Genomic DNA, 24,472 nt, shown 5'->3' on the forward strand with positions numbered 1-24,472 from the left:
GAGTAGACGGCTCTACAAGCCATTTCTCCCAAACCCTGTCTTCGGATAGGGTTTTTTATTGTCGTCAGAATTGTCTGAAAATTCGACGCTTTAGCTGCATCTGGTATCAGGTTCGCTACAATTAACCATGATCTAGGTTAAATTCTTGACTATTAGGCGTTAACTGTGTGTACTGAGTGTGCACATTATTAAATATACCTATAAAAAATTTGTTGCTGGGTTGTTTTTGATTCGGTTGTCAGGTGAGTTAAAGGCTAGGAGAGCAGATGCGCCCTATTATGTATATTGAAGTTGGCGGCGTCCTTTGGCAGATCATGCCAGATGGTAGCTGGCAACAAATCCCTTTCGACACCAGCAAAGAGCCAGATGCGCTGGTGATTACTCAAGATGTCGAGGGTGACAATCTTGTCCTGACGCCAGAGCAAGAAAAGGCCATTGAAGCGCAGCTAGACCAAGTGGTAGAAGAGCTGACTCAATACACGCTTAACAACCGAAGCGGAGAGGCGTACTCAGGCGCGAATTCACAAGAGAGTCAAAGCGCTTCTTTGATTAACTTTGTTCAAGCAACCCTTCAAGAAACCATCGCTAAAGCGGGCTTTGACACCCGTCCTAACGACCCTTTCGCCAACGATGATGCCCAGCCTGAGCCAGAAGTGCTCGATCTCCTTAATCAAAACGCCCAACTGAGCGTGGATATCCTCGATGGCGGAGACGGCTACGAAAACCGATTTGAATCGCCAGGTGTGGTGATCCAAGGAACGGCGCCGAATATTCGTGACGGTCGCACCGTCAACATCACCATTACCGATATCAATGGTAAGAGTGTATCAACCACTGCAGTGACGAATGATGAAATCTACTCGGTAAGCGGAGTGGATTTGACCTCTCTCGCCGAGGGCCCCCTGTTGGTCAACGCCGTGGTCGCAGACAACTTTGGCAATAGCGTAAGCGCCCAAGACAACACAATCAAAGATACCCTTGCCACCATTGATGTCGACTTTGATGGTGAGGGTGACGAATACTACAACCAGTTCGAAGTGAGTAACGGCGCCTTAATCGGGCGTGTCGAGTTCGTCCAAGATGGTCAGCCCATCACAGTGCGAATCATTGACAGTGTGGGAACAACGTTAACACTGAGCTCTGTCGTTTCCGGCGGAACTTGGGCGATGGATAACCTCGACCTCAGCGCACTCGCCGAGGGCACCTTAACCGTTATCGCACAAACCATCGATGTGGCGGGAAACCCTGCGATTGCGCAAGACACCATCACTAAAGATACGTTGGCGTCAATTACGGCGGATGTCGAAGATGGTGGTGACAACGTCATCAATATTAATGAAAAAGAGAGCGTGACGTTCTCCGGCGCCGTGGCCAATGTCGAAAATGGTCAGCCTGTTCATGTCGTGATCACCGATGGCAGTACAACCCTTGAATTTGACACTGTGGTGGTGAACGGTCAGTGGCAGGTAGAGGATGTCGATATTGGTGATTTTGTCGACGGCACTTTAGAGGTCACGGCCAGTACGCAAGATATTGCAGGAAACCCTGCTACCACGACCGATACGAGTACCATTGTCGATACCACTGTCCCTACCATTGATATCGACACCCTGTCGGGCTTTAGCATTTTAGATTTTCGCCAAGGCAATTTGACTACGATGCAAGGCACAACCACGGGGGTTGACGATGGATTGTTGGTCACCATTACCGTTTCAGACGGTACGCAGACGTTAACCTTTCAGGGCGCCGTAACGGGCGATGCATGGAGCGTTGAAGATATCGATATCTCGTCGCTTGACCTCAGCCAAACGTGGACCATTGATGCGTCTGTTTATAACGCCATTGGCAACCAAGCTGTCGACGATATGCCGACGATCGTCCTGCCTGACTCGCTCTCATTTTCTGAAACCGTGGTGGGCATATTTGGCAGCGAAGCAAAAGATGCCAGTATTAATGTTGATTTCGCCGATTTTCGTTTTTATTCCGATCAAAGCTTTCTGACCGATAGTGTCACCTCGCAAAACAGCAGTATCACGGTGACAGTCGCTGGCGATGGGCAAAGTCTTGAAGGGGTGAATAACACTGATGAATTGGTGTTCAGAGCACAAATCGTCGGCGATGAAGTTCGCGTCACCTTTTACAAAGCGATAGATCAAGGCGAAGGGTTAGATTCACTGCAAACGGCTTTGTTGCTTGAAGGGGTACAAATGGACGCCGACGGGACAACCGAAACCGTCATTGCTCATTTACCCATTACGATTAAAGACTCCGATCCGCTAGTGTTTGGCGAAAGTTACACCATGACAGAAGGGACAACGTCATCAGGCAACTTGCTCAACAATGATATTGATTTGGATACGCAACTTCTGATACGAGAAGTAGAAGTCGGTGGTGACACGAAAGCCATCACCGGCAATCAGCCAGTCAGCTTTACCACCAGTGATGGCGTATTGACGGTATTTGCCAATGGTCACTGGACGTTCACCGCATCGCGAAACTTAGATCACAACGCAGAGCACTTGGTTTCTATTAACTACAAGGCGGGGGATGAGAGCAATGACTTTGGCACCGCAACCGCTACGATCACCATCAACGATGGTGGCGCGAGTGATATTCAAAACGGTGTGGCAAGTAGCACAGAATCCGACCTAAGCGATGTTTCTGCTCCTCTTAACGCAACGTTTGAAGTATTGGCTGGCTCGGATAATCCCGATCCGTCCTCCCTTGTGTTTGCCAATGGCACGCTCGCTTTGCTCGACGCTTTGGGTTTGCAGTCGACCTTAGATTTAGCCGATATCACTTATACTTTAAGTGGCGATGGTACCCTTATTACTGCCAGTTCGGCTGGCGAAACCATCTTTACTTTAACATTGAGCGCAGTCGCCAATGGCGATGATGTGACGGCAACGGTCACCCTTAATCAGTCGCAGCCCATCAGTCACACCTTAAAAAGTGATGCTGTCACTATTCCTCTTTTGATTGCCGGTAGCGATTTGGATGGCACGCCATTGTCATCCGGTGCATTTGAGTGGGTGATTCACGACGGTGCGGATCCTGAGTTGGCCAATGCCACCAGCGTGACGCTCAATGAAAGCGATCTTGGCTCAGCACCGTTAAGTGCAAATGGTAGTTTTTCTCTCACGATCGGCAGTGATTACCTCGATAGTCTGTTTTTTGATTTGGCCGACCAACCAATGTTAAGCAGTGGCGGGCGCGATATTGTCTTTGTTTTGAATGACGACGGCTCGCTCTCTGGCTATACAGAAGATCTGAACACTCGTCTGTTGCCCGATGAACTGGTGTTTACCGTCACCTTTGCTCAGCCTGACAATGACGCGGATGCAACCGTTCCCTATACCGTCACTCTCTATCAAGCGCTCGACCAACTGGATGGTGATAGCACGTTGCCGATCGTGGTCACCGCCAAAGACAACGATGGCGATGAGTCGAAATTGACCTTGGATATTACCGTCAGCGATGGTGGCGTGCCGAGCATTGGTTCTGGGAACGTCGATTTGTCTGAAACGCCAAGAGCAACAGGCGTGACAGCGAAAGCGACCGCCGACGTTTCGTTTGATGTCAGTGCAGCGTTTGACCCGTTGGTTTATTTGGGCTTGGGCGTTGCAACGGGTGATGCCGTGTTGGACTCGAATGGCGATCCCATCACCCAAAACGGTCAAGCGATCACATGGCGAGACAATGGCGATGGGAGTTACGATGCCATTCTCGCCAATGGTCAAACCGTTTTAAGCGTTTTTCTGCCTAGCGATTTTGTACTGGCGGCAGGCGACACAACAACGATTGATGTACGTCTTGAGCTGTATCAGCAAATTGATCACAACCTTGCAGGCAATGATTTAAGCTTAACCATCCCCGTACCGGTCTACACCGTGGATTCAGATGGGACGGAAAATACCGTTGAATCGAGCATCACCATTTTTGATGGCGCGGATCCTCAAATTGAAGTGATTGGGTCGATGGATGTCGATGAAGAGGGGTTGACCTCAGCTCAGCAAGACAGCGGTATTGAAACGTCGACGCCTTCGATCAATTTGATTGAAGGTTCGGATGATATCGTTTCCTTGAGTTTAGATCGTACCGCGTTTGATGTACAAGGCTATACCAGTGGCGGCGTCGCACTGACATTGGCTGAGGTCGACATCAATGGTTGGTACTATGCGATGGCTGATGGCGACGAAGCGTTTCGTATCCGTTTCAACCTAGATGGCAGCGTTGAATTTGAATTGTACCGCCCATTGGATCACGAATCGGGGTTAGGTGAGAACAACCTCGAACTCAACTTTTCTTTGACGGCGACCGATGCGGATGGCGATGTCTCTAGTGCCGTAGACTACACCGTCAATGTCAAAGACGATGTGCCGATCACGGTGGATTCGACGCTCAATTTGGTCGAAGGGGACAGTCAATCAGGCAACATGATCACCGCATTTGGCCGTGTTGGTGCCGATGGCGGGCAGTTGGCCAGTATCGGTTATGATGTCGATGGCAATGGTAGCTATGATCAGTATGTCTTTAGTGATGCCAATCCGTCATATACCATCAATCTCTATAACGACAACACCCCATCAGTCAGCTACGGCACGCTAACGGTCAATCGAGACGGTAGTTACACCTTGGTGACCAACGATAGCGTAGATGCAGACCCAGTATTGAATGACTTCCTGCAAATGGTAGTGCGGGACTTTGATGGCGATGAAGCCACCAGTACGATTAGCTTTGTACTGGGGGACAACGAAGGCTTTATTCGTGTTGCTGATACGCAAACGACCGAAGACAATCTCGCTACGCTGGCGATTGAAGTCTCCACAGGGGATGTCGACCAAGAAGAGCAGGTGACGCAAATCGCCATCAGCGAAAGTTCGCTTCAAGGTGGTTCACTCTATCTCAATGGTGTGCTGCTTGTTGCCGTTGACGGATTGATTACCCTCTCTGGCAGCCAACTCGATAGCTCGAATCCAAGTTTAGTGGTACCCAATGGTACGTTGACGTATCTTCCTGCGGAAAATCAGTCAGATACTACACAGTCGATTTCTCTTGAAGTCTCTGCGGTGATCAGCACGGATACGGGGCCTCGAGATCTAACGGAAACGCTAGAGGTCTCGGTGTTACCGATTGCTGATACTCCTGAATGGGGCGAGTCCCAGTTTACTTACAGCACGGTTGAAGATGCCGACGAGGCGCTGTCACTGGATATCACGGCCAACCTTGTCGACCTTGACGGCTCTGAATCGCTTAAATATGAGATCTCAAATATCCCCGACGGGATCACCGTTACCCTTAATGGCTCGCCCATCAGTGAAGGTAAACAGTACACTCAATCTCAACTCGATCAGATGAAAATCGAAGCGGACCCGAATGTCGCGGGGAGTTTCACGTTCGATATCAAGGCGATTGCGATTGAAGCGGGGAATAGCTTTGCTAGCAGCGATGATAAAACCGCTGAAACCACCTCACAGGTGGTGGTCAACGTGAGACCGGATGCCGATACGCCGTCCCTTGAAGTGAAAGATATCAAAGGGTTGGAAGATGAGGTGATCAATCTTCAAGATTACATCTTCGCTGACCTCACCGATACCGACGGCTCAGAAAGCTTGCGCATCAACATTCAAGTACAAGACGGCTGGACTATTGAAGGCGGCAGCTATATCGGTAACAACCAGTACACGGTGGTTGCGGCGGATTTGGCGGCTGGTTCGGTGACGTTGGTGCCTAAGGAAGACATCAGCTCCTACACGGAATCACTCTTTATCAATGTCACCGCTGTGGCGACAGAATCTACCCAAGATGGCTTGATTCCAGAGAACTCTGAAGCGTCAAGCAACACTGAAACGATTCAAATTTACCTCAAAGGCGTGGTGGATGAGCCGACGGTCATCGATGGCGGCCAAGGGCATTGGCAGTATGACGCTGAGAACAAGGTGATCAGCAATCAAGCGGACATGTTGGAAGATGCGTTAATCGCACTCGATTTTATTGTCCAAACCAGTGACGACGATGTCTCAGAAGCGATCAATATTCTACTCACCAATATTCCAGAAGGTACCCAGTTAGTTGATGCTTCTGGAAACCCTGTTGCGTTAACCATCGCGTATATCGATGACACCACAGGTCCTGTATATCAGGTCAGTAATGACGATTTAGCGTCGCTCTATCTCAAACCAGTTAAAGATTTCAGTGGCCAGCTCACCTTGTCGGTGATTGCGGTGTCGACCGAGCCTGACGGTGATGCCGGCGAGTTCCCAATGACCGTCGAGATTGAGGTGTTGCCTCAGGTGGATCAAGCCGATGGCCAAGTGATTGCGACCCAAGGGGTCGAAGACCGATTGATTTCACTATCGCTTCAGCCGTCCATCAATGCCGATCAGGATGGCAGCGAGACCTTAACCGGTTACGTTATTACGTCACTAGATAATGACCTTACCCTCTACTTTGATGGTGCGCCCATTGAGATTGGAAGCGGCCTCGATTTGAGCACCTTATTGGATGGCGAGACGCCAACCCTCGACAGTTTATTAGCCAGTGGCCGTTTGAGCGTGCTGGCCAGCGAAGACTTAAGTGGCGTGTTCAGTGTGGGCATTAAATACCAAGTGACGGATACCTCTAGCGAAAGCGCGACCGATGTCCGCTGGCTTGACGGTTCGCTGAGTGTCAATGTGAGTGCAAAAGTCGAGCTGGATACGCGTCTTGAAAGCTCCGGCAAATTGTACAGCAGTGATGATGGCTCCGCGGTGGATATCTCTGATGCGGTCATTTTCATTGACGAAGATCTCGATGGCTCAGAATACCTCGATTACATTTTGCTCGTCGTTCCGGATGGCTACACCTTGATTGTGACGCATCCTAATGGTGCCAGCCAAGACGGTGATGGTAATTGGCTGATTCCAGCAGCGGGTTTGACTAGTGACAGCTTCCAGGAGAGCGTGACACAAATTCTAAATGGTGCGACTATCTCCAGCGCACAAAACACCCCTGTGTTGGATATCGTGGTTCGCGCGCGCGTGCTTGACGGCAGCGATGACCGCTTTATCGATACCAGTTTTGAACTGCAGATCACCGGTCATGATGGCAGCGGAACATGCGATCCAGTCGGAACGCCCGGTGATATTCAGTCAGGCGATATTACGCAACCGGAAGGCGACAACATCGATCTCTCAGGGCTACTCAATAGTGATGTTGCTAGCGATCCTGACAACGTCATCTCGTTCTTTGTGCCGGCCGATTCACTGCCCGAAGGCGTTGAGATTCAGGGCAGTGGTGTCACTGTCGAGTATGATCGTCTGGGGAACGTGATTGGCTATTCCATTACTGCTTCGGCGCTGGACAGTTTAGTCTTGACCGGTATCGATGAAGACTATGCGGGCATCCTTACTTTTACCGTTCAAACCATAGAAACCTCAGCCTGTAATGGCACCTCGGTGACCACTGACCAAACCATTACTATCAAGATTACGCCCGTGGTCGATGACATTGCGGTCATGGCTGATACTTACACGATTCAAGAGGATGCGGTCAGTGACCTCAACCTATCGCTCATTCTTGGCGATAGCATTGAAGACAGCCAGACGATCACTGGCGAGGGCGCCGAAGCAACGGGTAAAGAGACAGTCAATAGCTTAACCGTGACCTTGACTGCCGGTGCGACGCTGTCTGGACCTGAGGATGTGTTGCAAGACAACGGCGATGGAACGTGGGCTATTTTGCAGCCTGCTCGATTAAATGAAGTCGAGTTGGTACCGCCAGCGCATTACAGTGGAGACGTCGTGATGACCTTCACTGCCAACATCACCGACGAAGCGAGTGACATCGCCGAAACTGACACACAAGATAAATCCACCACAGTCACCGTCAATGTTGAAGCTGTCGCTGATGAAGCGAATCTTGTGACAGAGAACGTAACTGGTGACGAAGACAGCTATATTTCTCTCGGCTCCATGAGAGCGGTGCTGATCGATCAAGACGGATCGGAAAGCCTCTCTTTGAGTTTAAAAGGTGTCCCTGATGGTGCGGTTGTAGTTTACAAAGTGGGAGACAGTTACGAGCTTGCACCAAACAATGGTCCTGATGGCGGCACTTTTAACGGCAGCAACACCTATGAGTGGCAGTTAGACAGTGCTCGCTTGAGCGATGTGTACATTCTTCCGCCACGTGACTTCAGTGGTGATATGCCTCTCTCCTTGGAAGCGATCACCCAAGAACTTGAAAACAGTGATGTCAATTTCACCAGCTCTGAATTCATTGTCGGTGTATTGCCGGTAGGTGACCGTGTAGAGTTGGTCGACCTTGCTGATAGCTTGACGAGTGAGGAAAACACCGGTGTGGAGATTACACTCAATGCCTCGAGTTTTGAGACCAACAGTGATGAGTACCTACTACTCAGTTTTATTATTGAACCGACTTCTGACGCTAGTGCGTTTACGGGCTTAGATCGGATAAAAGTGGGATTGCAAACCTCGGTGTTTTTGTCGACAGGCGATGGCCGAGCGATCGCGACTGTACAGGTTAAAGCGAGCGAAATTAACAACGTCACTTTCTTCCCGGGTGATGCTTTTGGAGAGTTCGACGTGACGATTTCTGTGTCGAGCTATGATCAAGCGATCGTGTTGGGTGAGCTTGCCGATGATCTGGGCGAGGCGACCGAGGAGAGTTTAACATTAACCATTACGCCGGAGCCTGATGCGCCCAATCTGACTGTGGATTATGACACCATTGTCGCCGATGCCGATGGCACCATACCATTGGGGCTGAGTCTTGAACTTATCAATCCAGCCGATAATGAAACGGGCAGCGTGATCATCTCTGGCTTACCGAGTGGCCTAGTGTTAAGCGCGGGTACTAGTCAAAACGGTAAGTACACCGTTGCGATGGAGGACATCGCTGATTTATCGATTGTTGGCGGCTACGATGGAGCCAGCGATTTTCAGTTGTCGATTGAGCCGGTGGCCAGCATAGGTTCCGATTCAGCAAGTGGTGTCGCGCAAGTTATTGACATCAGTTTGCAAGACCCAAGCGTTGTCTCAACCACGTTGACGGGTACTGATGGCGTTAATGACCGATTTGTGATTGGTCAAAGTAGCGGCACCGATACGATTACGGATTTTGAATACAGCGCCGATAGCGATGCCATCGACTTAAGTGCGATTTTAACTGGCGTGACCGACGGCGATAGTGCGGCGCAACAACTTGATATTCGAGATGACGGCGGGGATGTCTTGATTGAGGTGACACCAGATGGCAGCACAGTTCAGCAATCCGTGCGTATTGCGGGTGTGAGTCTGAACGACTTCGCGCCGAGTGTGAGCGGGGAAGCCGAGATTCTGCAAAAAATGATTGATGATCAAAACCTCATCGTGCAGTAAAAGATGGGAAAGAAGGCTATGGAACAAAACGGGGCGTTAGACCCTTGGTATGCAGCCCTTGAGTGGTGGGTAAACCACTTTGATAAACGTTGCCACAAGGATTTGTTGCTGACGGGGTTGCCGCTGTCTGAACACGGTAGCTTGGATCATCAGCTCTTTTTCCGTGCGTTGGAACGGGCACAGCTATACGCGACGCCGTTGCCACTGTCAGAGATCACGCCACAATCCTTACCCCTCTTGCTGGTGGATAAACACAGTAATCAACCCTATATCGTCACCAAGCACGATGAGCAAGGCTATCAGCTGTGGTCGGCAGAGGGCGAGAAGACCATGAGCGCCGAAGAGATCAAGCGGTGCTCAGAGCCTAACCTGTGGCGCATTGACGTTCAAGCACACTATGACGAGAGAATCGAAAACTCGCAGCCTCGTTCCCAAGGGCATTGGCTATGGAACGTGGTCAAAGAGGTGAAGCCTTGGTATCGAGATCTGCTCGTAGCGTCTTTACTTATCAACGTGCTCGCTCTGGTTGTCCCGCTGTTCACGATGAATGTGTATGATCGAGTGGTGCCCAATCAAGCCTTTAGTACCTTGTGGGTGTTGGTGGTTGGGGTCTGTGTCGTGATTGTTTTCGACTGGTTGCTGCGCGAGGCGCGAAGCTCAGTGACGGATGTCGCTGGGCGTTATCTGGATAATAAGCTGTCTGCCATCTTGCTTGGTAAAGTATTGGGGATGAAGCTAGAAAACCGTCCGCAATCGATCGGGGCGTTTTCTCGCCAACTTCAAGATTTTGATAGTGTCCGTGACTTCTTTACCTCCATATCGCTAGTTACCTTGATTGATCTGCCTTTTACCCTGCTGTTTTTGCTCCTTATCGGCTGGCTAGGTGGCGCGATGATGTTGATTCCTGTCACTGTGATGCTGGTGCTGATCGGATTGTCGGTCGCGATGAAAGGCAAGATAGAACAAACCCAACAGGAGACGGCAGCGCTGTCGAGCCAGCGTCAAGCGCAACTGTTTGATTGCTTAAGTTCGTTGCCTGAAATCAAACAGAATAACGCACAAGGGACGATACAAAAGCGCTGGGAGCAGACGGTCGCGTCCTTGTCCGACTGGCAAAATCGTTCTCGTCATTATTCCAACTTAGTGGCGCACTCAATTCAATCGAGTCAGCAAATCGTCACCATTTGCCTCATCGTGTTTGGTGTCTATCAGATTTCTGAGGGCTTGCTCAGTATGGGCGGGTTGATTGCAATTGTGATGCTCAGCGGCCGAGCGGCGGGCAGCATCAATCAACTCTCTCTTCTCATGCTGCGTTATCAGCAAACTAAGACCGCTATCGAAGGGCTTAACGCTATCATCGATTTGCCTCAAGAAGATCAAGAAAGCAGTAAATTGTCCCAAGGCCAGTTCCAAGGTGGCGTGCGTTTAGACAAGGTGAGTTACCAATACCCTCAAACTCCCACACCTTGTTTAGAGAGCGTAAGTATTGCTATTCCCGCCGGTGAGCGTGTTGGGATTATTGGCGCTGCGGGCGCGGGAAAGTCTACGTTACTTGCCATTATCGCCAAGCAGGCCAATCCAACCCAAGGACGCGTCTTTTACGATGAGATTGATAGCCAACTTTGGCCGAGTGCCTCCATTCGTCATCACACCGGCTGGGTGGGACAAAACCCACAACTGCTCTATGGCACAGTGATAGACAATATCACCTTGGGCGCGAACGAGGTCGATCAGAAAAAGTTAGCGCAGGCGATACAGCTTTCGGGATTGGGTGCCTATCTCGATCGTATGAGTAACGGGTTGGAGACCCAAGTGGGTGAAGGCGGACGTTTTTTATCCGGCGGTCAACGTCAAGCGGTGGCGTTGGCGCGTGCGTTTTATCGCAACTCAAGTTTATTGATTTTAGATGAACCGACCGCTTCCTTAGATAGCGATGCAGAGGCGCGTTTATTCCATAGTTTGCAGTCGTTGCCGCGTGACAAAACGATGTTCATTAGCTCGCACAAACACTCCTTCCTCTCCTTGTGCGACCGTATTTTGGTGGTTCATCAGGGGCAGATCGTTGCAGATGGTTCACCCGCAGAGATCTTGCATGCGCGTAAAGAGACCAACAAAAAGCGTGTCCGCTCTGTCTCAGTGGTCAAAGGAGGCAAGCATGAGTAGCACCGCGTGGAACAACGCGCATCTAGCCTATCGCTCACGTCGCTTGATTTGGGTAAGTGGTGCGCTCATTGTTGCCATCATCGTGTGGGCCACGTGGGCCAAACTGGAAGAGGTGGTGGTGGGCGAAGGAAAAGTGGTACCGAGCCTTTCTGTCCAGACGATACAAAGCCTAGAAGGGGGCTTGGTAAAACAAGTGCTCGTCACTCAAGGTGAGCGCGTTGAGCTTGGTCAGCCCATAGCGATTTTAGACGACACGCGTTTTAAAGCGAGCTTTCAAGAGTCGGCTCAGCAAGCGCAATCTTTGCTAGCACAAAAGCAGCGGCTGGAAGCCGAATTGCTGAGTGTTCAAGTACAAAGCTCGCAAGTTGACTGGCGTGAGCAGGTCAACGTGGTCACCGCGCCCTTTGTGTTAGAAGAGGGCAGCCATAACGCACTATTTAATGAACGCGCGAACTACTTGGAGCGTATCGGCCAGCTCAATGCAGAGCTTGAGGAGTCGACGCTGCGCATAGAGCAGCAAGCCCAAGCCTACAACGATACCTTGAATGCCATCAAAACATTGCAAAGCAGTCTGGCCATTGTCACGCAAGAGCGCGACATGTTACGTGACGTCGTTGCCAGTGGCGCAGTCGCGGAAGTTGAACTGCTCAAGCTCAATCGCGATTACGTCAAGCTACAAGGTGACATCGCCAGCTCACAAGTGATGGCGCAAAAGCAAAAAGCCGCCTACGCCGAAGCGATTGCCGATAGGCGAAGCACGGCGCTCGATTTTCGCGCTAAAGCGCAAGGACAACTGAATGAAGTCGCCACTAAACTGGCTCAACTGCAAGAGAGTCAACAGGCGATAGCGGATCAACTTAATCGCACGCAGCTTGTCTCGCCAGTTGATGGACGAGTCAAAGAAGTCTTTGTTCGCACTATTGGTGGTGTGGTGAGACCCGGCGAGCCGATCATGGAGTTGATTCCTGAAAACAGCACCTTGATAGTTGAAGCGAGGATCTCGCCGCAAGACATTGCTTTTGTGCGCAGCGGCCTTGCTGCGACAGTGAAATTCAGTGCCTACGATTTTGTCATTTATGGTGGATTAGCAGGCAAAGTCACCTATGTCAGTGCTGACGCCCTGCAAACGGAAGAGGGCAATGCCTACTACCGTGCTCACATCACGTTGGATGACAACGAAAAGGTGTCGCAATTTACCATTATTCCGGGCATGCAGGTGGCCGTGGATATCTTGACGGGGGAAAAAACCGTCCTGAGTTATTGGCTAAAACCTATTTTGAGAGCAAAAGAGAATGCTCTTCGAGAACGATAATAAACATAAGGATAGATAATGCGTTCCAAATCGCTATTGTTAGGCGTGTTGCTGTCGAGTTCAGCGCACGCCATTTCTCTGGAAGAGTCGGTGGCGTTTGCCATCGATTACAGCCCAGAGTTGTTGGCTCAGTATTCCCGCTATCAGTCTGTAGTGCGTGATGGTGATGCCGCAAGTGGACTTCAGCTTCCACAGGCCAACCTTTATGCTGCAGCCGGTTATGAGGAGACGCGTTACAACAGTGGCTCATACATTGATCCAGATGATAGAGGCTTAACGCGCACCGAAATTGGCCTAAAAATCTCTCAATTGCTGTTTGATGGTTTTAGCACCAGTTCAAATGTGGCTCGTTTAGGGTATGAGGCAGAAGCAGAGCGCCTAACGTTAATCTCAAGGGCAGAAAACGTATCACTCGACATTGTGCGTATTTACTTGGAACTGCTGAAAGCGCAAACCTTACTTGAGCTTGCAGAGCGCAATGTTCGAGAGCACCAAGAGATCTACCAAAATGTATTGGACAAAACGCAAAAAGGGTTGAGCAGCAATTCCGATTTAGCGCAGATTTCAGCGCGTGTCGCCACGTCTCAATCTTCTCTCATTGCTTCGCAGAACAATCTCGTCGATCTTCAGACTCAGTATTTACGCTTGGTGGGCAAAATGCCTACGGACTTGGTCGATCCTGTGTTTGATGACGCGCTGCTGCCGAGCAGTGCGGAGGTAGCGAAAACGCAGGCCATCGACAATCACCCCGAAATTAAGGCGGCGGTATTGGATTTGGATGCCGCGCGTAAAGAGGTCCGCCGAGAAAAAGGCGGTTATTACCCAGAGATCAAGCTTGAGTTACATGCCAACAAGAATGACAACGTCAGCAACGCTGAAGGGCCAGATGAAGATGCGCGCATCATGCTGACGATGGATTACGATATTTTCAATGGCTTTGCCACCGATGCGAGTGTTGAGTCTTCCGCTTGGCGCGTAGAAGAGGCTCGCGCCATCCGCTTGCGCACTGAACGTGAAGTCGAAGAGGGCACGCAACTGGCTTGGAATGCCTACGACATGTTAGAGAAACAGATGATGTTACTGCAACAAAACGTGGATGCAGTGAAAATCGCAGAGCTTGGTTATATCCAGCAGTTTAACGTGGGTCGCCGCAGTTTGCTGGATGTGTTGGATGCCAAAGTGGAAGTGTTCTTGGCGAGAAAAAATTATGTTTCTGCTAAATACGATCATACCTTAGCCGCATACCGACTGTTTAATGCGATGGGTATTCTCACTTATGCGCTTCGAGTCGAACATCCAGAAGAGTGGCAAGGGGAGGAGAAACAATGATGAAGTGGTTACCCCTTTCGCTTGTGCTGCTGACCGCTTGTGCGCAAGAGCCAAATATTGAAACGACGCGTCACCAAATTGATGATCTGACCGATGACGATCGCGACGGCGTGATCAATCAGCGTGATTTGTGTGCATTGACGCCGGACAATGTGGCTGTCGACAGACAAGGTTGTACGCAGTGGCAAATTGAAGAAAAAGCCAACGTGATCAGTTTCTTCTTCGACATGGACAAGCACCAAGAAACGCCGGAACATCAGGCGCCCCTTGAGCAGCTTACGCAACTGCTTGATGCGCACCCCGATGCGTCGGTAATATTGCTCGGTGATACCAGTCCTGAAGCGAGCTTGGCGTACAACCAGGCTCTGGCTAAGCGTCGTACCTACACCATACGTTTGATGCTTGAGCGACAAGGCATCGACCCCAACCGTATTTCAGAGCAGGAGTTCACCCAAGTGACGGCATTGACTCAGTATCTGCATGCGCGTAAACGCCGTGCCATTGCCGTCGTCATGACCGACGTCATGAGCGTAAAGCCAACGTGGACGATTTTCAGCTCCGAGCAACAATTAACACCCAAAAGCAACGCAGAGGTGAAAAATGAACAGTAAACTTTTGCCACTGATGTCGACGGCGTTGTTTATTATGCCTTGGAGTATGGTCTCTAACGCATCGGCGCAAGACTCGATCACCGCAGTGGCGGTGGACAGTCATATGGTCTCTCTCATCGGTGCACTAACGGATGGCAACTTTGAGCAGTTGGACATTCTTAGCCGAGAAAATATTCCTGCCGCTATGCTTAGCCGAGAAGTTAGGGTCGGTGTGAGCGCTCGTCGTTGGACGGACTTAGAAGTGGCCAAATTTGAAAAGCTCACCGGGTATCGTCCGACCGAGCTTTACTTTACCGCTGATGTGGTGGCCGTATTAGCCAACGAAGAGAACCCAAACCAAGAGGTGACATTGCAACAGCTCCGTGACGTTTTTGGTTGTAACGACGATGTCCTGCCTACGCGCTGGTCAACGTGGGGCAAAGAAGCAGAAACGCCGCTGATGCTGCCCTTTGCGGTGGATGAAGGTTTAAAACTCCATCATACTTTCCACGAGTGGGTCACGTGCAAAGAGGGCACCTATGCGGCGACGCAGTTTGTCGCGGATGAAGAAGGGCTTGAAGAGGCGCTGGATGATAACGAGCAAGCGCTAGCGTATGTGACCTATTCCAAACGTTGGCAAGAGGCGAATATCTTGTCGGTCGTCGATGACCGAGGTGATCGTTACGATGTGAATAAAGAAACCATCTTGTCGGGCCGTTATCCGCTGTCGAGTGTTTATTACTTGTATCTCGACCTGCCACCACATCGAAATTACTTTTCACCGTCAGAAAAGCAGTTTATCGAGTTGGCACTGAGCCAAGAGCATCAATCGGTGCTCAATCGCTATGGTTTTATCAGTTTACCTGAACAGGCGATTTGGCGAAATTATGTCAAGCTAGGCCTAGAGCCACCTATCGTTGAGGGTGGTTATAAGTAACCATTTCACTGACACTAACTCATTCGATCTAAAAAGCCCCAAACGGGGCTTTTCTATTAATAGAGGCGTTGAAAGTCCAATTAGGACTCGACCATGACGCGCGTATCTTCACTCAGCGATTCGAGTTCGTTGGCCACATCGTCAATGCTGATCTCCTGTGGCAATCGAATTGCCATGTTGGCGGTGAACAAACTCGAGCTCACTCCGCCACCGCCCGCAATAAAGACTCGCTGGCAATCCATGTCGAGAATATTAATGCCTTGACCATCCAGTACGTGAGTGATCTCATTAACGATGCCGTTGCGATCGTTAGCGTCTAAACGGACTTGATAAATAGCATCCGAGGCATGAGCCGCAGTGTCTGAGTCGACAATTTGCACCAACAACTCATCATAAGATTGGAATGCGGCTTTGACGGTGTCTACGTTCTCCGCCGGGACATCGACTTTGATCACGGCCGCGACTTGATCCTCAATAAAGTTCACTTTGCTAATCAGCCATTTACCGCCGTTCTCATGGGTAATGGCCGCGAGGTTTTTGATTGTGGTTGGCGTCGCTTTACCAACAAAATTGACAATAAATGTATGAGTCATAAGTGCCTCCTGCGTTCTTGGACGAAAACATATCGTCTCATTTCAGTGTAGGATCGCGGTAAAGTTGAGGTTTGACTTAGGTCAATTTTTCAAGCTAATACATTGTTGAAATTGAGAATATTGGTACTTCTGACACAAAAAAGCGACGCATGGCGTCGCTCGATGAAGAAGCGTAAACACGAGACGTTGGGTTTAAAACGTCACTTTAAGCTCAAAACCGTAAAAGACGGGGTCATAGGTTGCGCCTGAATTGAGGGCAAACGTCGCGGCCTCTTGGTTACCAAACCACGGATTGCTCACGTACTGCCACTCTGCGCTGCCGCCCCAGGCGTCAGTCACCCAGCCGTGAATGTGGCCAACGGGGTTCAAGAAAAACAGTGTTACGTCCCCCATGCCTTGGGAGCCGAACACTTCACCGCCATCGGCGATGATACTTTGTTCTGCTTCAAACATCATCTCACCGACTACGGCGCCAAAGAATGGGGTGATGAACAGATCTTGCCAAGAGGGCACTTCCGCAAAAGCTTCCACCCCGTACTCCCAGAAAAACGCTGACATCGTAGCGGAATAGAGGAAGGACTCAAACTCATTGAATCCAGCGTGACGCGCCGCAGTGTAGTAGACACCCCCAAAATAGGGGTGCATGACGTAATTGAGAAAATGCTCGTCACGATCCCAAACTGGACCATCAGAGACGTTGTCTTTCCACTTCTTACCCAAATTACTCAGGTCACGACTCTCTTCATCCCACTTAGTGATGGACTCAGGCAGTAGAGTCATCAGGCCGACAGTGGCGACACTGAGGCCTAAAATGGTGTAGGTTTGGCCCATCAAGTAATCCCAGTCTTTCTCACTTTGCACCGTAAGATAGCGTGGGCGAGGAGGCTCAGAGAGCTCAAGCTCATTTGCGCTCAGACTTAAGGTAAAAGGATCACCGCTTTGGTATTGGTATGAGTGCGCGTAGAAGGTATGGGGCTTGGCAGGGATATAACTCAACTCTATCGGCTGAATATCATGTTGGCTTCCTGCTGCGGCATAAGACGACGCCGTTAATAATAGTGCACCCACGCTTTTTCTAAACACATGAACTCCAAAGGGTTGTTATATTGATCGCGCTCACAATTATCCCTTATAGAGGAGAGAATGCAAACCAGTAAATGTCATAAATAAGAAACTAGGTGATATTAGTAATGTCTGTCACTATAGAGCGATAACAAAAAAGATAAGCTTCACGCGCTGAAGCAACCAAATAAAGGAATTCATATGTTAAAAATTGCCATGTTAAGTACTGGGGAAGAAGTGCTCCACGGAGATATCGTCGACACCAATGCCGCTTGGCTGTCTGAGCAGTTCTTTACACACGGATTTTCATTAGCTAAACGTTCTACCGTTGGTGATGAAGAAAGTGCCCTAGTGGAAGAGCTGTTGATGTTGAGCTTTAACTATGACGTGGTGGTGGTTAATGGCGGCCTCGGACCAACCAGCGATGATTTAAGCGCGCACGCAGCTTCGTTGGCCGCAGAAGTGGAGCTTGTGCTGTATCCCGAGTGGCTTGATAAGTTGACGGCCTTTTTTGCTGCCCGCAACATGGCAATGCCCGAAAGTAACCGCAAGCAAGCGATGTTACCTAAAGGCAGTGTCTTACTCGACAATCCTATCGGCACGGCGTGTGGGTTTAAGGTCGTGATCAATGACTGCGTGTTTTATTTTACACCGGGTGTGCCGAGTGAATTTAAGCGCATGGTCAAAGAACAAATCTTGCCTGATTTAAAACAGCAGCACCCTCAAGTGCAGGGGTACGAATGCAGTCGACTCTATACGTTTGGCACGTCCGAATCGGCGTTGTCTGACACGCTCGATAAGGTGGCATTACCAGAGGGGTATACTCTGGGTTATCGTTCTTACCTGCCTTTTATTGAGGTCAAACTCTTTGGCCCTAAAGGAGAGCTAGAGACACGGGTTAAGTTACTGCAACTGATCTTTAATCTCATTGAACCCAGTGTGGTGTCGGTAGATGAAACCATGCAAAAGCATGTCGCGTTTTTAATCGAAGAGCGCAAATCATCGATCGCGACCGCCGAGCAATCGACGTTTGGCGCGCTATCTCAGTGGTTGCACGCTGAGCCCGAGGCAGCGCAATACTGTGGTCATGGCTGGGTGATTGGTCATGCGGTCTCGGTGGGCGAGCAAAAAGAGGATTCATTAGCGGCGGCGTTTGCCTTGGCGGGAGCGACTCGCGAGAAATGCGCGACGGATGTCGCCATCGTGACGGGCAAGGTCATAGAGGGAGTATTCTCCCTCGCGCTCTCTACCCCCGAAGGTGAATGGGGGCAGACGATGAAGTTCAATCGCCAATATGGCCGTCAGGATCAAATTACGATCATTACGACCACGGCTGCGGATATGCTCAGACGCTATTTGTCAGCGAAGCCCCTGTTTGCGAAATACAGCTCGTTATCTCGTGAAAAAGAGCTGTTCGTGCCACGAAATGCGCTTGAGAGCTAGCCAATAACAGTGAGTCTGTCAAATGACTCGCTGTGTTATTTCTCCTTATCCTGCTGAAAAATAAGTTTATTTTCTACTCCCTCAGAATTAAATTTTTTAGAAGAAATCGTTCTAATGGTTAAACGGATGATTTTCAATAGAAGCGCTGTTTGTCTTACTTTTGCAACGTGCATTTAACAAAATTGATCGTAAACTGGAAATTCGGCAGGGTGTTGCAAAGGAGAGTGACATGTTTAATCAATCGAAGATCCTTATCTGGTATCAAGTGGCGAGCCAGAAAGTATTTCTTGGTGAAGCGCTCAGCGATGAGCATCACGATGTGATTTCTATGTGGCTCAACGCCCCAGAAGAGCTCACACCTAGAGAGAGTTTGGGCTATCGACTTTCACTGTTTGATGATGACGGAAGACAGATTGGTGACAAACCCGTCTCCATGATGACCGCCGATGAGTTTTTGTCCGGTATTCGTCTTCAGATGTAACCTCAATCTCGATAGCTCTCTGGGTTGCTCTGGTCTTTTCAGTGATTCAGTTTCGGCTGTTGAAGATTGGATATGAAGTGTCAAAATTGATAACAGCAGAAAAGAGTAAGGCCAGCATGACGCTGGCCTTAATGTTGTTGGGATGATGTCAATCGGTATGCGCTCACCAATCGCTGTTAAGCGCGTTTTTCCTTAAGGCGATAATTGACGTCAGCCACTTCCACATCCGACTTTGCTCTGCATATACAAGGCAAAATTTCATCACCCTGTGTATAAGCCATCGCAAAACCAACGTATTCCACCTCGCCTGAGACCAAGGTGCAGCGGCACGCTCCACAGTGTCCATCTCGACAGTTATATTCAGGTTCCAGTCCGGCCTGTTCCATCGTCTCCAATATCGTGTTGGATGAATTGGATTGGATGGTGGTAATCGCGTTGATTTTGATACTTGGCATTACAGTTCGAAGTCCTTGAAGTCATCAGCACGTACGTCGCTGTCAATCTGACCGACAAGGTACGATGAGATCTCCGCTTCTTGCGGTGCGACTTGGACATTATCTGATGATAACCAAGCGTTGATCCAAGGGATCGGGTTCGATGTCGCATTTGGATAAGCGGCGCTCAGTCCGACAGCTTGCATACGAATGTTAGTAATGTACTCAACGTATTGGCAGAGGATGTCTTTGTTCAAGCCGATCATAGAACCGTCTTTAAACAGGTACTCAGCCCACTCTTTCTCTTGTTCCGCCGCAGCTTTAAACAGATCGAAGCATTCTTGCTTACACTCTTCTGCGATCTGCATGAATGAGAAGTCATCTTGACCGTTGCGAAGCAAGTTGATCATATGTTGTGTGCCAGTCAAATGGAGCGCTTCATCACGGGCAATCAACTTAATGATTTTTGCGTTACCTTCCATCAGTTCACGTTCTGCAAACGCAAAAGAACATGCAAAGCTGACGTAGAAGCGAATGGCTTCCAATGCGTTGACAGACATCAAGCAGAGGTAAAGTTGCTTCTTCAAATTGTGCAGAGAAACCGTGACTTCTTCGCCTTTGATTTGATGAGTACCTTCACCAAAACGGTGATAGTCGTTGGTCATCTGAATCAAATCATCGTAGTAGCGTGAGATGTCGTCCGCACGCTTCAAGATGTGCTCGTTTTCAACGATGTCATCAAACACGAGACCTGGATCATTCACGATGTTACGAATGATGTGCGTGTAAGAGCGTGAGTGAATCGTTTCAGAGAACGACCAAGTCTCGATCCACGTTTCGACTTCTGGCAAAGAGACCAAAGGCAACAGCGCGACGTTAGGGCTGCGACCTTGGATCGAGTCAAGTAGCGTTTGGTATTTCAGGTTGGAGATGAAAATGTGTTTTTCATGCTCTGGCAGTTTGTTGTAGTCGATGCGGTCACTCGACACGTCGACTTCTTCTGGACGCCAAAAGAAAGAAAGCTGTTTTTCGATCAGTTTTTCAAATATCTCAAATTTCTGTTGGTCGTAGCGAGCGACGTTGACAGATTGGCCCAAGAACATAGGCTCTTTGAGTTGATCATTTTTAGTTCGGTTAAAAGTACTGTAAGCCATGATGCCTCAATTCCTTTTATGCCCCGAGACTCGGGGCATTAATTTGGTTAAACGTTGCAAATCCTAGTAAGCGTTAGATCTTACAACCACCGCCTGCACAATCGTCGTCTTGCGGCTGAACGGCGTCTTTTTGGTCGTCGCTCGCGCCATCACGCGTGTTGTGGTAGTACAAGGTTTTAACGCCGTATTTGTACGCAGTCAGAAGGTCTTGCAGCAGTTTCTTCATTGGCACTTTGCCACTTTCAAAACGGCTTGGGTCATAGTTAGTGTTCGCGGAAATCGCTTGGTCAACGAATTTCTGCATGATGCCCACTAGGTGCAAGTAACCGTCGTTTGAACCAATATTCCAAAGCAGTTCGTAGTTGTTCTTAAGCGCAGTAAAGTCAGGCACCACTTGTTTCAAGATGCCGTCTTTAGAGGCTTTGACAGAGACATAACCACGCGGTGGCTCAATACCGTTGGTGGCGTTAGAGATCTGAGATGAGGTCTCAGAAGGCATCAACGCGGTTAATGTTGAGTTGCGCAGACCGTGGGTCATGATCTCTTCACGTAGGCCATCCCAGTCGTAGTGCAGAGGTTCATCACACACTAAGTCCACGTCTTTCTTGTACGTATCGATAGGCATGAGGCCTTTCGCGTAGTTGGTCTCGTGGAACGATGGGCATTTGCCTTGTTCTTTCGCCAGTGCAACGGACGCCTTAAGTAGATAGTACTGCATCGCTTCAAAAGTGCGGTGCGTCAGTCCGTTGGCGCTGCCATCCGAGTATTTCACGCCATTTTTCGCGAGGTAGTAAGCGTAGTTAATGACGCCCACACCGAGTGTACGGCGGTTCATGGTGGACTTATACGCCGCTGGTAATGGGTAGTCTTGGTAATCAAGCAGTGCATCAAGTGCACGCACGACCAAGTCAGACAACTCTTCGAAGTCATCCAGTGACTGGATAGCACCCAAGTTGAAAGCAGAAAGCGTGCAGAGGGCGATTTCGCCAGAATCATCTTCAACATTGCTCAGTGGCTTGGTCGGCAAGGCGATTTCAAGACACAGGTTCGATTGGCGAACCGGCGCAACGCTGGCGTCAAAAGGACTGTGCGTATTACAGTGGTCGACGTTCTGAATGTAAATACGGCCTGTGGATGCGCGCTCTTGCATCAAGATAGAGAACATCTCGATGGCTTTCACCGTTTCTTTTTTAATCGATGGATCGTTTTCGTACTTAACGTACAAACGTTCGAACTTATCCTGATCTTCGAAGAAGGCATCGTACAACCCAGGGACATCAGAAGGAGAGAATAGGGTGATGTTGCCACCTTGAACCAAGCGTTGGTACATCAAGCGGTTAAGCTGAACGCCATAGTCCATGTGACGAACACGGTTCTCTTCGACACCGCGGTTGTTCTTTAGCACCATCAGTGTCTGAGATTCGCGGTGCCAAATTGGATAGAAGACGGTTGCTGCGCCGCCACGAACGCCACCTTGAGAACAGCATTTGACGGCGGTTTGGAAGTATTTATAGAACGGGATACAGCCAGTGTGGAACGCTTCACCGCCGCGGATCTCTGAACCCAGAGCACGGATTCGACCTGCATTGATGCCAATACCGGCACGTTGTGATACGTAACGCACGATGGAGCTTGCGGTTGCGTTGATCGAATCAAGGCTGTCGCCACACTCAATCAGTACGCATGAACTAAATTGACGCGTTGGGGTACGTACACCCGACATGATTGGCGTAGGCAGAGAAATCTTAAATGTCGACGTCGCATCGTAGAATCGCTTGATGTAGTCAAGGCGCGTCTCTTTCGGGTAGTTTGCGAACAAGCACGCTGCCACAAGGATGTACAAGAATTGAGCGCTCTCGTAAATTTCCCCTGTCACACGGTTTTGAACGAAATACTTACCTTCCAGCTGTTTCACAGCGGCATAAGAGAAGTCGAGATCGCGGCGGTGGTCGATGTAAGCATCAAGCTCATCTAGCTCAGACTTAGTGTAGTCCTCTAGGATGTGCTGGTCGTATTTACCCATATCGACAAGACGCGCAACGTGGTTGTACAGCGTTGGTGGCTCATATTGACCGTACGCTTTCTTACGCAGATGGAAGACGGCTAAGCGAGCGGCGAGGTATTGATAATCTGGCGTCTCTTCTGAGATAAGATCAGCGGCTGACTTGATGATGGTCTCATGGATATCAGAAGTGGTGATGCCATCGTAGAACTGGATGTGAGCGCGAAGTTCTACCTGCGACACAGAGACATTATCAAGGCCTTCTGCTGCCCAGGTAATCACTCTGTGGATCTTGTCCAGATCAATGTTTTCTTTGCTGCCATTACGTTTAGTAACGGTGAGTTGTTGGTTCATTCTGCTTCATTTCCCTAACAAAACTGATTAAAGCCGTGTTTATATGTAATTCTTGTAAAATTGATTCCAGCTTTGTGATCAAAATCATTCTATACATTGTAGTACAAACACAATATATAGGGGTGCATCGATGTGCGGGTTACAAGATAGAGCTATCGAAGACGGTTTTCAAGTTACAGTTTTGGGATGACTTGTGGATAACTGACAAAAATAGAAAAAACAGTAAGTGACTACTAACCGATGAGGAAAGGGCAAACAAGATTGTACAAAATTACCGTTTTGGAATCGGTTTAGAAGTAACCATAAACAAAAAAAAATTCCTTGATCTTTGCTAATTTTTTTCTGCGTTTTTTGATGTGTTTAAAATGGAATCACGTGCACAAAAATCGACCTAAAAAGGCGGTGAACTTGTGCTACCGCCTAGGAGATGACCACTAGATGTTGTGCGCTGAGGGGGGTCGTCGATCAACGTTTTTGGGTGTGGACGATGTAGTTCACGTCAACATTAGTGCCTAATCGATAGCGATCAGTGAGCGGATTGTAGTGCAGCCCGGTAATGCCAAGTTCAGTAAGATCCGTTTGATCAATCATCTTGATAAGCTCAGATGGGCGAATAAATTTCTCATGCTCGTGGGTGCCTTCCGGCACGATTTTGAGGAGCTTCTCCGCACCGACAATCGCAAAAAGATAAGACTTGATATTGCGGTTAAGTGTCGAGAAGAAGACGTGACCACCTGGCTTGACAAGGCGAGCACAAGATTGCACAACGGAAAGAGGATCAGGAACGTGCTCAAGCATTTCCATACACGTCACAACGTCGTAACTTTGGGCATGGGTTTGCGCATGGTCTTCAATGGTACTCTGAATGTAGGTTAACTGAGTGCCGGTTTCCAAGGCGTGCAAGCGAGCGACTTCAAGGGGCTCTTTGCCCATATCGAGACCGGTCACTTCCGCGCCTTCTTTCGCCATGCTCTCAGCTAAGATGCCGCCGCCACAACCGACATCCAACACACGCTTGCCAAACAGCCCACTGGCCTTGTCGAGCACATATTGTAGGCGTAGGGGATTGATTTGATGAAGGGGCTTAAACTCGCCTTCTAAATCCCACCAACGTGATGCCATATCTTCGAATTTCTTTATCTCTTTTGGATCGACGTTTTGTGATTGGCTCATAGTCATCTCTGTATCCATACCTAGGTTATTGGGCGACATTATACTCAATCATCTCCTTGGCACCATGA

The 24,472-nt window shown here is 49.3% G+C and carries 14 protein-coding genes; 8 read left to right on the top strand and 6 right to left on the bottom strand.

Annotated elements, in window-relative coordinates; genetic code table 11:
* Positions 1–266: 266 nt before the first annotated feature.
* From AC6R0R_RS17525 to AC6R0R_RS17550, 6 genes are read left to right on the top strand one after another with little or no spacing between them, the layout of a single operon-like run.
* Positions 267–9,377: a T1SS-143 repeat domain-containing protein gene (locus AC6R0R_RS17525; RefSeq protein ID WP_500627655.1), complete on the top strand. Its 9,111-nt coding sequence runs from the start codon at positions 267–269 to the stop codon at positions 9,375–9,377.
* A gap of 18 nt (positions 9,378–9,395) precedes the next feature.
* Positions 9,396–11,540, top strand: coding sequence for a type I secretion system permease/ATPase (locus tag AC6R0R_RS17530; protein WP_500627656.1), 2,145 nt, complete (start codon positions 9,396–9,398; stop codon positions 11,538–11,540).
* Positions 11,533–12,852, top strand: coding sequence for an HlyD family type I secretion periplasmic adaptor subunit (locus AC6R0R_RS17535; protein WP_500627657.1), 1,320 nt, complete (start codon positions 11,533–11,535; stop codon positions 12,850–12,852). The genes AC6R0R_RS17530 and AC6R0R_RS17535 overlap by 8 nt, the downstream gene beginning before the upstream one ends.
* Positions 12,853–12,870: 18 nt before the next feature.
* Positions 12,871–14,181, top strand: a complete 1,311-nt coding sequence (locus AC6R0R_RS17540) for a TolC family outer membrane protein (RefSeq protein ID WP_487903135.1) — start codon at positions 12,871–12,873, stop codon at positions 14,179–14,181.
* Complete coding sequence (locus AC6R0R_RS17545; RefSeq protein ID WP_420378205.1) at positions 14,178–14,792, top strand: OmpA family protein; 615 nt, start codon at positions 14,178–14,180, stop codon at positions 14,790–14,792. The genes AC6R0R_RS17540 and AC6R0R_RS17545 overlap by 4 nt, the downstream gene beginning before the upstream one ends.
* Entirely contained in the window at positions 14,782–15,708 is a 927-nt protein-coding gene (locus tag AC6R0R_RS17550) for a PstS family phosphate ABC transporter substrate-binding protein (RefSeq protein ID WP_500627658.1), read from the top strand. The genes AC6R0R_RS17545 and AC6R0R_RS17550 overlap by 11 nt, the downstream gene beginning before the upstream one ends.
* A gap of 80 nt (positions 15,709–15,788) precedes the next feature.
* Here the strand turns inward: AC6R0R_RS17550 and AC6R0R_RS17555 are convergent, their stop codons facing one another.
* Both AC6R0R_RS17555 and AC6R0R_RS17560 read right to left on the bottom strand, forming a co-directional pair.
* Complete coding sequence (locus AC6R0R_RS17555) at positions 15,789–16,301, bottom strand: glycine cleavage system transcriptional repressor (RefSeq protein ID WP_487903137.1); 513 nt, start codon at positions 16,299–16,301, stop codon at positions 15,789–15,791.
* Positions 16,302–16,493: 192 nt separating this feature from the next.
* Complete coding sequence (locus tag AC6R0R_RS17560; RefSeq protein ID WP_500627659.1) at positions 16,494–17,384, bottom strand: DUF3943 domain-containing protein; 891 nt, start codon at positions 17,382–17,384, stop codon at positions 16,494–16,496.
* A gap of 180 nt (positions 17,385–17,564) precedes the next feature.
* Between AC6R0R_RS17560 and AC6R0R_RS17565 the strand changes: the two genes are divergently transcribed.
* Positions 17,565–18,806: a CinA family nicotinamide mononucleotide deamidase-related protein gene (locus AC6R0R_RS17565; protein WP_500627660.1), complete on the top strand. Its 1,242-nt coding sequence runs from the start codon at positions 17,565–17,567 to the stop codon at positions 18,804–18,806.
* Between the two features lie 229 nt (positions 18,807–19,035).
* Positions 19,036–19,287 carry a hypothetical protein gene (locus AC6R0R_RS17570; protein ID WP_487903140.1) on the top strand — a complete coding sequence of 84 codons (252 nt, stop codon included), beginning with the start codon at positions 19,036–19,038 and terminating at the stop codon, positions 19,285–19,287.
* Positions 19,288–19,463: 176 nt separating this feature from the next.
* Here AC6R0R_RS17570 and yfaE read toward each other — a convergent pair whose 3' ends face one another.
* The 4 genes from yfaE to ubiG form a co-directional block, all read right to left on the bottom strand.
* The gene (gene yfaE / locus AC6R0R_RS17575; protein ID WP_487903141.1) at positions 19,464–19,742 is read right to left on the bottom strand and encodes a class I ribonucleotide reductase maintenance protein YfaE; all 279 of its coding nucleotides are present in this window, start codon (positions 19,740–19,742) and stop codon (positions 19,464–19,466) included.
* The gene (nrdB, locus tag AC6R0R_RS17580) at positions 19,742–20,875 is read right to left on the bottom strand and encodes a class Ia ribonucleoside-diphosphate reductase subunit beta (protein WP_334552297.1); all 1,134 of its coding nucleotides are present in this window, start codon (positions 20,873–20,875) and stop codon (positions 19,742–19,744) included. The genes yfaE and nrdB overlap by 1 nt, the downstream gene beginning before the upstream one ends.
* A gap of 73 nt (positions 20,876–20,948) precedes the next feature.
* Entirely contained in the window at positions 20,949–23,231 is a 2,283-nt protein-coding gene (gene nrdA, locus AC6R0R_RS17585; protein WP_500627661.1) for a class 1a ribonucleoside-diphosphate reductase subunit alpha, read from the bottom strand.
* Positions 23,232–23,696: 465 nt separating this feature from the next.
* The gene (ubiG, locus tag AC6R0R_RS17590) at positions 23,697–24,404 is read right to left on the bottom strand and encodes a bifunctional 2-polyprenyl-6-hydroxyphenol methylase/3-demethylubiquinol 3-O-methyltransferase UbiG (RefSeq protein WP_487903161.1); all 708 of its coding nucleotides are present in this window, start codon (positions 24,402–24,404) and stop codon (positions 23,697–23,699) included.
* Positions 24,405–24,472 lie beyond the last annotated feature (68 nt).

The sequence above is a fragment of the Vibrio sp. R12-SW3-ISO1 genome, assembly GCF_059834005.1.

Excerpts from the sequence above, each read along its gene's own strand:
- AC6R0R_RS17525 (WP_500627655.1), top strand. The coding sequence starts at position 267 with ATGCGCCCTATTATGTATATTGAAGTTGGCGGCGTCCTTTGGCAGATC.
- AC6R0R_RS17530 (WP_500627656.1), top strand. The coding sequence starts at position 9,396 with ATGGAACAAAACGGGGCGTTAGACCCTTGGTATGCAGCCCTTGAGTGG.
- AC6R0R_RS17535 (WP_500627657.1), top strand. The coding sequence starts at position 11,533 with ATGAGTAGCACCGCGTGGAACAACGCGCATCTAGCCTATCGCTCACGT.
- AC6R0R_RS17540 (WP_487903135.1), top strand. The coding sequence starts at position 12,871 with ATGCGTTCCAAATCGCTATTGTTAGGCGTGTTGCTGTCGAGTTCAGCG.
- AC6R0R_RS17545 (WP_420378205.1), top strand. The coding sequence starts at position 14,178 with ATGATGAAGTGGTTACCCCTTTCGCTTGTGCTGCTGACCGCTTGTGCG.
- AC6R0R_RS17550 (WP_500627658.1), top strand. The coding sequence starts at position 14,782 with ATGAACAGTAAACTTTTGCCACTGATGTCGACGGCGTTGTTTATTATG.
- AC6R0R_RS17555 (WP_487903137.1), bottom strand. The coding sequence starts at position 16,301 with ATGACTCATACATTTATTGTCAATTTTGTTGGTAAAGCGACGCCAACC.
- AC6R0R_RS17565 (WP_500627660.1), top strand. The coding sequence starts at position 17,565 with ATGTTAAAAATTGCCATGTTAAGTACTGGGGAAGAAGTGCTCCACGGA.
- AC6R0R_RS17570 (WP_487903140.1), top strand. The coding sequence starts at position 19,036 with ATGTTTAATCAATCGAAGATCCTTATCTGGTATCAAGTGGCGAGCCAG.
- yfaE (WP_487903141.1), bottom strand. The coding sequence starts at position 19,742 with ATGCCAAGTATCAAAATCAACGCGATTACCACCATCCAATCCAATTCA.
- nrdB (WP_334552297.1), bottom strand. The coding sequence starts at position 20,875 with ATGGCTTACAGTACTTTTAACCGAACTAAAAATGATCAACTCAAAGAG.
- nrdA (WP_500627661.1), bottom strand. The coding sequence starts at position 23,231 with ATGAACCAACAACTCACCGTTACTAAACGTAATGGCAGCAAAGAAAAC.
- ubiG (WP_487903161.1), bottom strand. The coding sequence starts at position 24,404 with ATGAGCCAATCACAAAACGTCGATCCAAAAGAGATAAAGAAATTCGAA.